We start from the raw sequence: 14,304 nt of genomic DNA, 5'->3' as shown, positions 1-14,304 counted from the left end.
CAGGCGTTCGTCCAGCGCATTCGCGCGCAGTGAAACAGAAACGAGGGCTGACCCGTCATGCGTGACATGGTTGAGATCGGCATGGGCCGCACCGCCCGTCGCACCTACGAGCTCGACGACATCAACATCGTGCCGTCCCGGCGCACCCGCTCCTCCAAGGACGTCTCCACGGCGTGGCAGCTGGATGCCTACCGGTTCGAGATCCCGGTGCTGGCCCACCCCACCGACGCCCTGGTCTCCCCGGAGTTCGCGATCGAACTGGGCCGGCTCGGCGGTCTGGGAGTGCTCAACGGCGAAGGGCTGATCGGCCGGCACGCCGACATCGAAGCCAAGGTCGCCCAGGTCATTGAGAAGGCAGCGGTGGCGTCCGCTGAGCCGGAGGCGGCGATCCGGCTGCTGCAGCAGCTGCACGCCGCGCCGCTGGACCCCGACCTGCTCGGCGCCGCGGTGGCGCGCATCCGCGAGGCCGGCGTGACCACTGCGGTGCGGGTGAGCCCGCAGAACGCCCAAGCACTGACCCCGGCCCTGGTGGCCGCCGGAGTTGACCTGCTGGTCATCCAGGGCACCATCATCTCCGCCGAGCGCGTCGCCAATGATGGCGAGCCGCTCAATCTCAAGACGTTCATCTCTGAGCTCGACATCCCGGTGGTGGCCGGCGGGGTGATCGACCACCGCACCGCACTGCACCTGATGCGTACCGGCGCGGCCGGGGTGATCGTCGGCTACGGCTCCACCTCGGGGGTGACGACCTCCGACGAGGTGCTGGGCATCAGTGTGCCGATGGCCACCGCGATCGCCGACGCCGCCGCGGCCCGCCGGGAATACCTCGACGAGACCGGCGGCCGGTATGTGCATGTGCTGGCCGACGGCGACATCCACACCTCCGGGGATCTGGCCAAGGCGATCGCCTGCGGCGCCGACGCGGTGGTGCTGGGCACCCCGCTGGCGGCGGCGGCCGAGGCGCAGGGCGACGGCTGGTACTGGCCGTCGGCGGCCGCGCACCCGTCGCTGCCGCGCGGTGCGCTGATGCAGGTCGCCTACGGGGAGCGCCCGGGCTTGGCGCAGGTGCTCGACGGCCCCTCGGATGACCCGTTCGGCTCGCTGAACCTGGTCGGCGGGTTGCGCCGGTCGATGGCCAAGGCCGGCTACTGCGACCTCAAGGAATTCCAGAAGGTCGGACTGACTGTCGGGAGCTGAGGCAGGTAAGGGCAGCCTATCTGGCAAGTTACCAGTGAGTAGGGCCATACTTGCTGGCTATGGAGCCGGATTACCAACCTGACTACGACGTCCTGATCATCGGTTCGGGTTTCGGGGGCAGCGTCAGCGCGCTGCGGCTGACCGAGAAGGGTTATCGCGTAGGCGTTCTGGAAGCGGGCCGCCGGTATGCCGACGCCGACTTCGCCAAGAATTCCTGGCACCTGCGCGAGTTCTTGTGGGCGCCGAAGCTGGGTTGCTACGGCATCCAGCGCATCCACCTGCTCAACAACGTCATGGTGCTGGCCGGCGCCGGGGTGGGCGGTGGTTCGCTGAACTACGCCAACACGCTCTACGTGCCGCCGGAGCCGTTCTTCGCCGACAAACAGTGGGCCCACATCACCGACTGGCGGGCCGAACTCATGCCGCACTACGAGCAGGCGCAGCGGATGCTCGGGGTGGTCAAGAACCCGACGTTCACCGACGCCGACCGCATCGTCAAACAGGTCGCCGACGACATGGGGGTCGGCGACACGTTCGTGGCCACGCCGGTCGGGGTGTTCTTCGGTGAGGGCGGAAACAAGACCCCGGGCAAGACGGTGCCCGACCCGTACTTCGGCGGCGCCGGCCCGCAGCGCACCGGCTGCCTGGAGTGCGGCGAGTGCATGACGGGTTGTCGCTGGGGCGCCAAGAACACCCTGGTGAAGAACTACCTGTATCTGGCGGAATCAGCTGGCGCACAGGTGCATCCGATGACGACGGTGACCGCCTTCGAGCAGGGTGCCGACGGGCTGTGGCAGGTGCGCACGGTGCGCACCGGTCTGCGGGCGCGCCGGCACCGCAAGACCTTCACCGCGCGGTATCTGATTCTGGCCGCCGGCACCTACAACACCCAGCGGCTGCTGTTCAAGATGCGGGACAAGGGCAAGCTGCCCAAGCTGTCCGACAAACTGGGGGTGCTGACCCGCACCAACTCCGAATCCATTGTTGGCGCAGCCACTTTGGACGTCAAGCCGGGCCTGAACCTGACCCACGGCGTGGCGATCACCTCCTCTATTCACCCCACCGCCGACACCCATGTCGAGCCGGTCCGCTACGGCAAGGGCTCCAACGCGATGGGCCTGCTGCAGACGTTGATGACCGACGGCGCCGGCCCGCAGGGCACCGACGTTCCGCGCTGGCGGCAGCTGTTGGATCAGGCCCGCGAAGACCCCGGGCACATCCTGCGGCTGCTCAACCCCAAGCAGTGGAGTGAGCGCACGGTGATCGCGCTGGTCATGCAGCACCTGGACAACTCGATCACCACCTTCACCAAACGCGGCAGGCTCGGTATCCGCCGCTATACCAGCAAGCAGGGCCACGGCGAACCGAACCCGAGCTGGATCCCGGTCGGCAACGAGGTCACCCGTCGCATCGCCGCCAAGATCGACGGCGTGGCCGGGGGCACCTGGGGCGAGCTGTTCAACATCCCGCTGACCGCGCACTTTTTGGGCGGCGCGGCGATCGGGGACAGTCCCGAGCACGGTGTCATCGATGCCTACCAGCGGGTGTACGGCTACCCGACGCTGGCGGTGATGGACGGCGCAGCGGTCTCGGCCAACCTCGGCGTCAACCCGTCGCTGTCGATCGCCGCCCAGGCCGAGCGGGCCGCGTCGCTGTGGCCGAACAAGGGCGAGGCCGACCAGCGGCCGGCCCAGGGCGAGCCCTATCGGCGGCTGGATCCGATCGCGCCGAAGAACCCGGCGGTACCCGATCAGGCCATCGGCGCGCTGCGCTGGGCCTCCGGCATCGCCTGAGGCCTCACCGCGCGACGTGGTGCCGGTGGCTGGGTGCGCGCCCGGGCGGCTGGTGCGGTGGCGGCAGCAGCGGTTCGCGCCGGCGCGCCGGCACCGTCGTGGGTGATTGTGTGGTCAGTTCGAGTTCCTTGCCGGCATGGTGGATCGTCAGCCGGCCGTCGGGCCCATCACGCAGCGCATAGGTGACCTCATGGTGGGTGGCCGCGACCGTGACGCGGAAACCCCTCCAACGCAAGCGGAATCGGAGACGTGAGATCCCATCCGGCAGCGCCGGATCCAGCGCCAGCACACCCTCGTCGTCACGCAGGCCGCCGAACCCGGCCACCAGCGCGAGCCAGGTTCCGGCCAGCGCCGCCAAGTGCAGTCCCTCGCGGGTGTTGTCGTGCAGATCGCGCAGGTCGACGAACGCCGTTTCGTAGGTGTAGTCGTGGGCCAGCTCCACATGCCCCACCTCGGCGCACATCACCGCCTGGGTGCAGGCCGACAGCGAGGAGTCGCGCACCGTGCGCCGCTCGTAGTAGTCGACGTTGCGGGCCTTCTCTTCGGGGCTGAACGCGTGGCTGCGCCAGTGCATGGCCAGCAGGACATCGGCCTGCTTGACCACCTGAGCCGGGTAGAGCCGTACATAGGGTTCGTTGAGCAGCAACGGGTAGGTGGTCCGGGCGTCGAAGTCCCACTCCGCGGCGGAGGTGAAGCCCTCGCACTGCGGATGCACGCCCAGTTCCTCGTCGTAGGGGATGTGCGCCGCGTCGGCGGCATCGCGCCAGCCGGCCATCTCCTCGGTGGTGACCCCCAACTCGTGGGCGGCGTCGGGATGGCGGGCGCACGCCTCGGCCGCGGTGCGCAGATTGTGGGCGGCCATCAGATTGGTGAACACGTTGTCCCGGACGATCGCGGTGTACTCGTCGGGGCCGGTCACCCCGGACAGGTGCCACACCCCGTGCCGGTCGTGGTGGCCCAGCGACCGCCACAGCCGGGCGGTCTCGACCAGCACCGCCAGGCCGCATTCGGCCTCCAAAGAGCCGTCCCCGGTGACGATCCGGTACTGCTCGAATGCCGCCGCGATGTCGGCATTGATGTGCCAGGCGGCCGTGCCGGCTGGCCAGTATCCCGAGCACTCCTGGCCACGGATCGTCCGCCACGGGAAAGCCGCCCCCGCCAGCCCGAGTTCGGTGGCCCGGTCGCGGGCCAGATCCAGTGTCGACGACCGCCAGCGCAGCGCGTCAGCCGCCGCGTGCGGAGCGGTGTAGGTCAGCACCGGGATGATGAAACTCTCACTGTCCCAAAAGGTATGGCCGTCATATCCGGTGCCGGTCAGTCCCTTGCTGGGGATCGCCCGGCGTTCGGCGCGCGCGCTGGCCTGCAGCAGGTGAAACAGCGCGAAGCGGACCGCCTGCTGGCAATCCGGATCGCCGTCGACCTCGACGTCGGCGCCGTCCCAGAACTCGTCGAGGTAGGACCGCTGGGCGTCGACCAGCCCCTGCCAGCCGCTGTAGCGGGCACCGGTCAGCGCGGCGACGGCCTGATCGCGCAGCGCGGGCCGGGACCGCTCGCTGGACCAGCCGTAGGCCAGGTACTTGACGATCCGCAATTTCTGCCCGGGGCGCAGCCCGCACACCACCGTGGTCGCGGCCACATCGGGAATCGCGATGGTGTTGACCTGGACCCGGCCGGGCACCTCGATCTCGTGGTGCATGGCCGCGGCCATCATCAGCCCACTGGCCCGCGTGCGGTGCACCAGCACCGCCCCGCGGTCGGTGTTCTCCCGCTCCACGGCCTCCAGGGGGTTGTCCAGGATCGCCGCCACCCGCGGGTCGCCGGAGGTCGTCGGTTGGTCCTCGTTGGCGACCAGCTCGGATTGCACTGTCACACGGACGAATTCGTCGATCGCCTCGACGACGTACTCGATGGCCGCGACGCTGCGCTGGGCCAGTGAGACCAGCCGGGTCGAATGCACGTTGACCTGTTTGCCGGCCGGGGAGCGCCAGTGCACCCGGCGGACCAGGGTGCCGGCCCGCAGGTCGAGGGTGCGCTCGTGGTCGATCAGCTCGCCGTAGCGGACGTCGAACGGTTCGTCGTCGACCATCAGCCGGATGATCTTGCCGTTGGTCACGTCGACGACGGTCTGCCCGGCCTGCGGATAGCCGAACCCGGCCTCGGCGTAGGGCAGCGGCCGCACCTCGTAGAACGAGTTCAGGTAGGTGCCGGGCAGGCCGTAGGGCTCGCCCTCGTCGAGGTTGCCGCGCAATCCGACGTGCCCGTTGGACAGCGTGAACAGGGATTCGGTCTGCCCGAGCAGATCCAGGTCGAGCCGGGTTTCGCGGATCTGCCAGGGGTCGATCGGAAAGTAGTCCTCAGGGATCATCGGCCTGCCTTCACAGAAGTTCCTCCAAATCGGTGACGACGACGTCGGCGCCATGGCTCAGCAGGTCTTGGGCCTGACCTACCCGATCGACGCCCACCACGAAACCGAACCCGCCGGCCCGTCCGGCCGCCACCCCCGAGAGCGCATCCTCGAACACCGCGGCCCCGGCGGGAGCGACACCGAGCAGCTGCGCCGCCCGCAGGAACGAGTCCGGGGCCGGCTTGCCCGCGATGTGTTCGGTGCGCAGCGTCACGCCGTCGACGCGCTGCGCGATGAACTTGTCCAGGCCGGTGATCGCCAGCACTTCGCCGGCGTTGGCGCTGGCCGACACCACCGCGGTGGCCAGGCCCGCCGCGGTGACCGCGGCCAGGTAGCGCCGCGAGCCCTCGAACACGTCCACCCCGTCGGTCTGCAGCGCGGTGAGGAACGCCGCGTTCTTGCGGTTGCCCAGGCCGTGCACCGTTTCGGCCTCAGGCGGGTCGTCGTTGCCGCCGTCGGGCAGCACGATGTCGCGGCTGGCCAGAAAGGTGCGCACCCCGTCGTCGCGTTTGCGGCCGTCGACGAATCGCAGGTAGTCGTCCACCGGGTCGAACGGCACGAACGGCGTACCGGTGCGCTCGGCGCGCGCCGACAGATACCCGTCGAACATGGCCTTCCACGCCCGGGTGTGCACGCTGGCGGTGTCGGTGAGCACGCCGTCGAGATCGAACAGGCAGGCGCGCACCGTTTCGGGCAGGCCCAGCACCATGGATGACCCCCTTCCGGCTCTCGGGCTGATGTCCACTCCACCATGCCCGCCGTCGGATCGGGGACAGTTTGCGGCCACTACACTCTCTGCGGTGTCGTCCCCATCGTCGCGCCCCGTGTTGGTCATCGACTTCGGTGCGCAGTATGCCCAACTGATCGCCCGCCGGGTCCGCGAGGCGCGGGTGTTCTCCGAGGTCGTCCCGCACACCGCGACCGTCGAGGAGATCGCCGCGCGCAACCCGCGGGCGATCGTGCTGTCCGGCGGGCCGGCCAGTGTCTACGCCGAGGGTGCCCCGCAGCTGGATCCGGCGCTGTTCGACCTCGATGTGCCGGTGTTCGGCATCTGCTACGGCTTCCAGGCCATGGCGGCCGCGCTCGGCGGCACCGTCGAGCGTACCGGAACCAGTGAGTACGGCCGTACCGAGCTGAAAGTGACCGGCGGCGAACTGCATTCGGGTCTTCCGGGCACCCAGCCGGTGTGGATGAGCCACGGCGATGCGGTGACCGACGCACCGGACGGGTTCGCGGTGGTGGCCGCCACCGCCGGCGCCCCGGTGGCCGCGTTCGAGAACCGGGCGCGTCGGCTGGCCGGGGTGCAGTACCACCCGGAGGTCATCCACACCCCCTACGGGCAGCGGGTGCTCAGCCGGTTCCTGCACGAGTTCGCCGGTATCGACGCGGTGTGGACGCCCGCCAACATCGCCGAGGCGCTGATCGAGCAGGTGCGGGCTCAGATCGGTGACGGTCACGCCATTTGTGGGCTGTCCGGCGGGGTGGATTCCGCGGTCGCCGCGGCGCTGGTGCAGCGCGCCATCGGGGACCGGCTGACGTGTGTATTCGTCGATCACGGGCTGTTGCGCTCCGGGGAGCGCGAGCAGGTGCAGGAAGACTTCGTGGCCGCTACCGGGGCACGGCTGGTCACGGTGGACGCCGCTGAGGTCTTCCTCGACGCGCTGGCGGGGGTCTCTGACCCCGAGGGCAAGCGAAAGATCATCGGCCGGCAGTTCATTCGCGCCTTCGAAGGCGCGGTGCGTGATCTGGCCGCTGCGGAGCCGATCGACTTCCTGGTGCAGGGCACGCTGTATCCGGACGTGGTGGAATCCGGCGGCGGAGCCGGCACCGCAAACATCAAGAGCCACCACAATGTGGGCGGGCTGCCGGAAGATTTGAAGTTCACCCTCGTCGAGCCGCTGCGATTGCTGTTCAAGGACGAAGTGCGTGCGGTCGGGCGGGAATTGGGGCTGCCCGAGGAGATCGTTGAGCGCCAACCGTTCCCGGGGCCGGGATTGGGGATCCGGATCGTCGGCGAGGTCACTTCCGAGCGGTTGGCGACGCTGCGGGCGGCCGACGCGATCGCTCGCGAGGAGTTGACCACCGCCGGCCTGGACCACCAGATCTGGCAGTGCCCGGTGGTGCTGTTGGCCGACATCCGCTCGGTCGGGGTGCAGGGCGACGGCCGCACCTACGGGCATCCGATCGTGCTGCGGCCGGTGTCCAGTGAGGACGCCATGACCGCCGACTGGACCCGGGTGCCTTATGAGGTGCTGGAGCGCATCTCCACCCGGATCACCAACGAGGTGGCCGAGGTCAACCGGGTGGTGTTGGATATCACCAGCAAACCGCCCGGAACCATCGAGTGGGAGTGATTTCCAGGCCGCGCTGGCCCCAAACCCGCGAGTAACAGCCGTCACTTGCGTACCCGCGGAGCGGGGGTGTGGTGAGTTCGAATCGGATTGCGCCGGCGATATCACCCTCTTCTGTGAGGGGGCGCATGCCGCCTCGCCGCGTACTATGACGAAGTGCGCGTGTTCGTCACGGGTGGCACCGGCGCGATCGGTAGCCACACGGTGCCCGCGTTGATCGCCGCCAGGCATGAGGTCACGGCGATGGCCCGAAGTGACGCGAAAGCGTCGGTTCTGATCAGCCAGGGCGCCAAGCCAATTCGGGTGTCGTTGTTCGACCGGGACGCACTTGCCGAAGCTTTCCGTGGCCACGACGTGGTGGTGAATTTGGCGTCCGCGCTTCCTTCTCCGCAGCGGTTCGTTTTCAAAGCCGCCTGGGCCGCATGCCAGCGGATACGTACCGAGGGGTCGGCGGCAGTCGTCGACGCCGCGCTGGCCGCGGCGGTCCCGCGAGTGGTGCAGGAGTCGGTGGCGATGGTTTACCGCGACGGCGGCGACCGCTGGCTCGATGAGGATGCGGCCGTGGACCACTACCCGATCGCCGCGGGGAACCACGCCGCAGAATCCAGCGCCCGGCGATTCGCCGAAACCGGCGGCGGCTCAGTGATTTTGCGCTTCGGCCTGTTCTACGGGCCGGGCGCGGCCCACAGCGAACAGATCATGGGCATGGCCCGACATCACGTCGCTTTCCAGCCCGGCCGCCGCGAGTCCTACCTGTCGTCGATATACCTCTCCGACGCGGCCAGCGCCGTGATCGCCGCTCTGGCATGCCCCGCCGGCACCTACAACGTCGTCGACGACGAACCCGTCACCAAAAAGCAGCACACCCAAGCGCTGGCCGCGGCCGTCGGCGCCGCCCCGTGGATCACCGGGCCGGGCCGGCTGGCCCTCCTGCTCGGTGATCGGGCCACATCGATGACCCGATCACTGCGTGTCAGCAACGCCCGTTTCCGCGCGATCGCGGGCTGGGCACCGCGGTACCCGAGCGTGCGGGAAGGGTATCGGGCGATGGCGGCCGGTACCCCTTCGCGATAGCGCATGCGCTAGCCATTTCGGAAAGATCTCATACCTCCTGACGCGGTGCGGATGTGACTCCCGGGGCCGGTGATACCCCCTGAGGCGGCCCGGCTTGACGGTTGTCGGTGGGGAAGTGTTCACTCGGGCATATCGAACATAGTTTCGAACCGATGCGAGGTTTCCCGGAGGCGATCATGACGGCGGCGGTGGACTTGGGGCAACGTCCTAGCGCCCCTGAAAATCGTGCTGAACAGCTGCAACAGCTGCGCCGGCAAATGGCGGCGGTGGCCGGGAAAGTGGGCGCCGGGCGGCGGGGGCTCGGCGTCGCCCCGGTCTCTGAGTCGGTGCTGCCGGTGCCGCCGCTGCTGGCCGGGGTGCTGCCCGCGGGGTTGCCGCGGGGCACGGTGGCGGTGCTGTCGGGGGCCCGCTCGCTGGCGCTGAGCATGGTGGCCTCGGTGACGGCGGCCGGCGGTCACGCGGCCATCGTCGGCCAGCCGGACACCGGGCTGCTGGCCGCAGCGGAGATGGGCGCCGACCTGAGCCGGCTCGCGGTGATCCCCGACCCCGGCAACGATCCGGTGGAGGTGGCCACGGTGCTGATGGACGGCATGGATCTGGTGGTGCTCGGCCTGGGCGGCCGCTGCGTGCCGCCGGCGCGCACCCGGGTGGTGCTGGCCCGGGCTCGCCACCGGGGGTGCGCGCTGCTGATCTCCGGCGGTGACTGGCAGGGCGCGGCGCTGCGGCTGGACGCCCGGGTGAGCGGCTACGAGGTGACAAGCGGCGAGGCGACAAGCGGCGAGACGGCGGGCTGTGCGGCGCGCCCCGGCTTCGGGCGGATCGGCGCGGTGCGACTGGAGGTGCAGGCCCGCGGGGGCGCGGCCGGGCGAACCAGGGCCGGGTAGTGATGGCCGCATCCCGGGTATTGGCGCTGTGGTGCATGGACTGGCCCGCGGTTGCTGCGGCGGTCGCGGCGGGCCTGCCGGCCACCGCACCGATCGCGGTCACCCTGGCCAATCGGGTGATCGCCTGCTCGGCGGGTGCCCGCGCGGCCGGCGTGCGGCGCGGGCTGCGGCGCCGCGAAGCGGCGGCCCGCTGCCCGCCCCTGCACGTGGTGACCGCCGACACCGACCGCGACGCCCGGCTGTTCGAGCCGGTCCTCGCCGCGGTCGACGAACTGGTGCCGGCCGCCGAGGTGCTGCGGCCCGGCCTGCTGGTGGTCTCGGTACGCGGCGCGGCCCGGGCGTTCGGTTCCGAGGAACACGCCGCCGAACGCCTCGTCGACGCGGTGGCCGCAGCCGATGTCGAATGCCAGGTCGGGATCGCCGATGGGCTCTCCGCCGCGGTGCTCGCCGCGCGCGCCGGCGTCGTGGTGCCGCCCGGAGCCGACGCCCGATTCCTGTCGGCGCTGTCGATCCGGCAACTGGCCGCCGAGCCCAGCCTGTCCGGTCCCGGGCGCGACGGCCTCGTCGATCTGTTGTGGCGGTTAGGGATTCGTACCATCGGACAGTTCGCCGCGCTACCCCGCCCGGACGTGACCTCGCGGTTCGGGCCCGATGCGCTCATCGCGCACCGGTTCGCCCGCGGCGAGCCGGAACGCGGGCCGTCCGGGCGGGAGCCGCCCCCGGATCTCGATGCGGTGCTGCACTGCGACCCGCCGATCGAGCGGGTCGACGCCGCGGCGTTCGCCGGCCGCTCGCTGGCCGGGGTGCTGCACCGGACGCTGATGGCCGCCGGCGTCGGCTGCACCCGGCTGGGCATTCACGCCGTCACCACAGGCGGGGAAGAGCTGACCCGGGTGTGGCGCTGCGCCGAGCCGTTGACCGAGGACGCCACCGCCGACCGGGTGCGCTGGCAGCTGGACGGCTGGTTGAACAGCCGGGTCAGCAGGGATCGGCCCACCGGTCCGATCACGCTGCTGCGGCTGCAGCCGGTGGAGGTGCTCTCGGCGACCGAGGCGCTGCAGCTGCCGCTGTGGGGAGGGCTCGGCGAGGAGGATCGGTTGCGTGCCCGCCGGGCGCTGGTGCGGGTGCAGGGCCTGCTCGGCCCGGAGGCGGTGCGGGTGCCGGTGCTCTCCGGCGGCCGCGGCCCGGCGGAGCGCATCACCTTGACCCCGCTGGGCGATGAGCCGGTGCCGCTGGCCGACCCGCGCCAGCCGTGGCCCGGCCGGCTGCCCGAGCCGTCCCCGGCGGTGCTGCTCGACGATCCGGTGGAACTGCTTGACGCCGAACGTAATCCGATCCGGGTGACCGGCCGGGGGCTGTTCTCCGCCGACCCGGTATGGCTGGTCGCCCGGGGCCGTGACGACCGGCTGCGCTGGTGGGCCGGGCCCTGGCCGGTCGACGAGCGGTGGTGGGACCCGCAGCGGGAAGGCCCGGGATCGGGGCGCACCGCCCGGGTCCAGGCGCTGCTGGAAGGCTCGGCGGATAGCGGCGCGCCCGGTGCGGCCCTGCTGCTGTGCTACCGGTCGCGGCGCTGGTACCTGGAGGGCAGCTATGAGTGAGGAGGCACTCCGCCCAGCCGGTCGGCCAACGCGCCGACTCGCTGCACGAACCGGTCGAAGAACGCCGCCGGGTCGACACCGGCACCGATCAGCGCATTGGGCCGGCGCGCGTCCCAGTCGGGAATCGTGCGCCCGCGCGCCGCCGTGGGCGCGAGCTCGATATGTACTGCGGCCGGGCGGGTGCTCACCAGGTCGGGTTCCAGCGCGATCGCCGCGGCCAGCGGATCGTGCAGATACGCCAGGTAGCCGTGGCCCCGGGCAATGTGCGCCTCGAAATAGAACCGCAGCGCGTCGTCGAGCAACCGGACCACCGGATGGTCCGCCGGTTCCGGCAGCAGCCCCAGGATCGCCGGGGTGATTGCGATGTGACGGGTCAGATCCAGTCCGCACACGATCGGGAGTCGTTGCGGTGCAGCGGTTCCCCAGGCCGCGAATACCTCCGCGGCGGCCACCGGATCGAACCCGATGTTGAACTCGGCCCAGCCGGACCGCTCGCCGGAGAACGCGCCGCCCATGATCACCAGCCGGCGCAGCAGCGTGGGCAGTGCGGGTTCGGCCCGCAGCGCCAGGGCCAGGTTGGTCAGCGGGCCGGTGGCCAGCCCGACCAGCTGCCCCGGGTGCGCCCGCGCGGCGGCGACCCACGCCGCGGCGGCGTCGTATCCGGTGAGTCGGCCGGTACCGGGCGGCAACTCGGCATAGCCCAGCCCCTGCGGCCCGTGGATGGTCTCGGCGGTGTGGGCCGGTCCGTCCAGCGGTGCGTCGGCGCCCTTGGACACCGGAATGCCGGGTGCCCCGCATAGTTGCAGCACGGCCAGGTTATTGCAGCAAACCTGGTGTACCGCAACGTTTCCACCGGTGCAGGCGATACCGACAAGTTCGGCATCCGGGCTGGCCAGCAGATACACCAGCGCCACCGCGTCGTCGACGCCGGTATCGAAGTCGGCGAAGACGGGCAGTGTCACGACGGCCCGGTCACCAGTAGACGCCCGGCACCAGCCGTACCGCCCGCTTGACTGGGCGGGGCACCCGCTTGACCTGCCGAGGCACCCGCACCCGGGTGATCGCCCGGACCGGACGCTTCGGGCGGCGCCGAGGGGAGTGTGCCGCAACGGGTTCGGCCGTCGCCACCCCGCGCGCGGCGGGGGAGTCCGGGTAGCCCAGGTAGAGCTGGTGCAGCAGCCGGCGTGCCAGCCCGGGGGTGAGGTAGTTGCCGGTCTCGGCCAGGGTGCCCAATGGGGTGTCGATCCGGTCCGGCTTCTCGATCAGGCCGCGTACCACCATGGCCGCCGCGTGTTCGGCGCTGATCGCCCCCACCGGCAGCAGCTTGCGCGATGGCGCGATCATCGGAGTGGCCACCAGCGGCATGTGGATGGTGGTGAACGTGATGTGGTCCGACAGGGTTTCGGTCGAGATCACATCGGCGAACGCGTCCAGCGCCGCCTTGGTGGGCACATACGCGCTGTAGCGCGGGCTGTGCGCCAGCACCCCTTCGCTGGAGACGTTGACGACGTGGCCGAACCGTCGTTCCCGCCAGTGCGGCAGCAATGCCAGCACCATCCGCACCGCACCGAAGTAGTTGACCGCCATGGTGCGCTCGTAGTCGTGCAGGCGGTCGGTGGAGTTGACCACTGAGCGGCGGATCGACCGGCCGGCGTTGTTCACCAGGTAGTCGACATGGTCGAACCGGCCCAGGATGTCCTTGATGGTGTGCTCCACCGACGCCGAGTCGGTGACGTCGCAGGTGAAGGCGTGCGCCTGCCCGCCGGCGGCGCGGATCTCGGCCACCAGATCGTCGAGCGCCTCCCCGCTGCGGGCCAGCGCGAAGACGACACCGCCGCGCTCGGCGACGGCGATCGCCGAAGCCCGGCCGATGCCGCTGGAGGCTCCGGTGATGATGACGTGCCGCCCGACCAGCGGACCGGCCGGATCGTCCCGGCGGGCCCGGTCGGGATCCAGGTGTTCCGCCCAGTACCGCCACAGTCTCGGTGCGTAGTCAGCGAACTCGGGCAGCCGGACGGCGCCGTTCAGCGCCGCACGGGTGGCGTCGGCGATGAATGTCGGCCGCAGGTTCACCAGGTCGAGCACCTCGGCGGGCAGGCCCAGCTGGGCGGCGATCATGTTGCGCCACACCCGGGCGCGCCCACCGACGTTGAGCACCGGGGCGGCCACGGCGCCGGGCAGCTTGGCGCGCAGTCGCGGCAGTCCGGCCTCCCGTGCGACTGCCCGATAGATCTCGGGCAGCCCGATGGATTTCGGCGCGGTCAGGTGGAAGGTACGCCCGTCATACCCGTCGGCGTGCATCAGCTCGACCAGCGCATCGACCACGTAGTCGACCGGCACCACGTTGGTGCGCCCGGTGTCGGGCACCGCCATCGGGGTGAGCCGGGGCAGCGCCGCCAGCTTGGCCAGCAGCGGAAAGAAGTAGTACGGCCCGTCGACCTTGTCCATCTCACCGGTGCGGGAATCGCCTACCACCACCGCCGGCCGGTACACCCGGTACCGCAGCCCCGGCGTCGAGCGCACCAGTGCTTCGGCCTCGAACTTGGTCTGGTGATACGGGGTGGGCAACCCCTGGCCGATGTCGAAGTCGTCTTCGGTGAACTCACCGGCGTAGTCGCCGGCCACCGCGATCGAGGACACATGCGCCAAGGTGGCGTCGAGTCGCTTCGCCAGGCCGATCACGGCGCGGGTGCCCTCGACATTGGCCGCCTGTTGTTCGGCCGCGCCGGCGGTGATGTCGTAGATCGCCGCACAATGCAGCACGTGATCGATACTGCCGAGTTCGGCGATCACCGCCTCGGTCAGCCCCAGGTTCTCCGCCGTCAGGTCGCCGACCAGCGGTTTTACTCGCTCGCCCCACTCGGTCGCCAGGCGTTCGAAGCGGCCCAGCGAGGAACGGCGCACCAGCACCCACACCTGCGCGTCGGGCCGGGTCTCCAGCAGGCGAGACACCGCCCGCCGCCCAATGAATCCGGTACCGCCGGTAACGACATAACGCATTCG

Annotated in this window: 10 protein-coding genes; 6 read left to right on the top strand and 4 right to left on the bottom strand. The window is 70.5% G+C overall.

The window, feature by feature from the left end:
* The first annotated feature begins 66 nt into the window (after positions 1-66).
* Positions 67-1,197, top strand: a complete 1,131-nt coding sequence (locus A5694_RS08405) for a GuaB3 family IMP dehydrogenase-related protein (RefSeq protein ID WP_185746648.1) — start codon at positions 67-69, stop codon at positions 1,195-1,197.
* Between the two features lie 59 nt (positions 1,198-1,256).
* Positions 1,257-2,990 (top strand): GMC oxidoreductase, encoded by a 1,734-nt coding sequence (locus tag A5694_RS08400; protein WP_064921379.1) that lies wholly within the window; start codon positions 1,257-1,259, stop codon positions 2,988-2,990.
* Positions 2,991-2,994: 4 nt separating this feature from the next.
* On the opposite strand, the gene A5694_RS08395 is transcribed toward A5694_RS08400, so the two are convergent.
* On the bottom strand, positions 2,995-5,355 hold the full coding sequence (locus A5694_RS08395; RefSeq protein ID WP_064921378.1) for a glycoside hydrolase family 65 protein: 2,361 nt from the start codon (positions 5,353-5,355) through the stop codon (positions 2,995-2,997).
* A 10-nt stretch (positions 5,356-5,365) separates the two neighbouring features.
* Positions 5,366-6,103: a beta-phosphoglucomutase family hydrolase gene (locus A5694_RS08390; RefSeq protein WP_109535640.1), complete on the bottom strand. Its 738-nt coding sequence runs from the start codon at positions 6,101-6,103 to the stop codon at positions 5,366-5,368.
* Positions 6,104-6,194: 91 nt separating this feature from the next.
* Here A5694_RS08390 and guaA point away from each other — a divergent pair, with 91 nt between their 5' ends.
* The 4 genes from guaA (at position 6,195) to A5694_RS08370 (ending at position 11,301) form a co-directional block, all read left to right on the top strand.
* Positions 6,195-7,748, top strand: coding sequence for a glutamine-hydrolyzing GMP synthase (guaA, locus tag A5694_RS08385; protein WP_064921377.1), 1,554 nt, complete (start codon positions 6,195-6,197; stop codon positions 7,746-7,748).
* Positions 7,749-7,901: 153 nt separating this feature from the next.
* A complete protein-coding gene (locus A5694_RS08380; RefSeq protein ID WP_064921376.1) occupies positions 7,902-8,819 on the top strand; it encodes an NAD-dependent epimerase/dehydratase family protein in 918 nt (305 codons plus the stop codon).
* A gap of 176 nt (positions 8,820-8,995) precedes the next feature.
* Entirely contained in the window at positions 8,996-9,703 is a 708-nt protein-coding gene (locus A5694_RS08375) for a hypothetical protein (RefSeq protein ID WP_064921414.1), read from the top strand.
* Complete coding sequence (locus A5694_RS08370) at positions 9,703-11,301, top strand: DNA polymerase Y family protein (protein ID WP_109535639.1); 1,599 nt, start codon at positions 9,703-9,705, stop codon at positions 11,299-11,301. The genes A5694_RS08375 and A5694_RS08370 overlap by 1 nt, the downstream gene beginning before the upstream one ends.
* Here the strand turns inward: A5694_RS08370 and A5694_RS08365 are convergent.
* The gene (locus tag A5694_RS08365; RefSeq protein WP_064921374.1) at positions 11,292-12,263 is read right to left on the bottom strand and encodes a nucleoside hydrolase; all 972 of its coding nucleotides are present in this window, start codon (positions 12,261-12,263) and stop codon (positions 11,292-11,294) included. The genes A5694_RS08370 and A5694_RS08365 overlap by 10 nt on opposite strands.
* A 10-nt stretch (positions 12,264-12,273) precedes the next feature.
* Positions 12,274-14,301 carry an SDR family oxidoreductase gene (locus tag A5694_RS08360; RefSeq protein ID WP_064921413.1) on the bottom strand — a complete coding sequence of 676 codons (2,028 nt, stop codon included), beginning with the start codon at positions 14,299-14,301 and terminating at the stop codon, positions 12,274-12,276.
* Between the last annotated feature and the right edge of the window lie 3 nt (positions 14,302-14,304).

It is taken from the genome of Mycolicibacter sinensis, from assembly GCF_001667945.1.
GTDB classification, from domain to species: domain Bacteria; phylum Actinomycetota; class Actinomycetes; order Mycobacteriales; family Mycobacteriaceae; genus Mycobacterium; species Mycobacterium sinense_B.
Note: the sequence above shows the minus strand (reverse complement) of the source record. Positions and strands in the feature narration are given on the sequence as shown.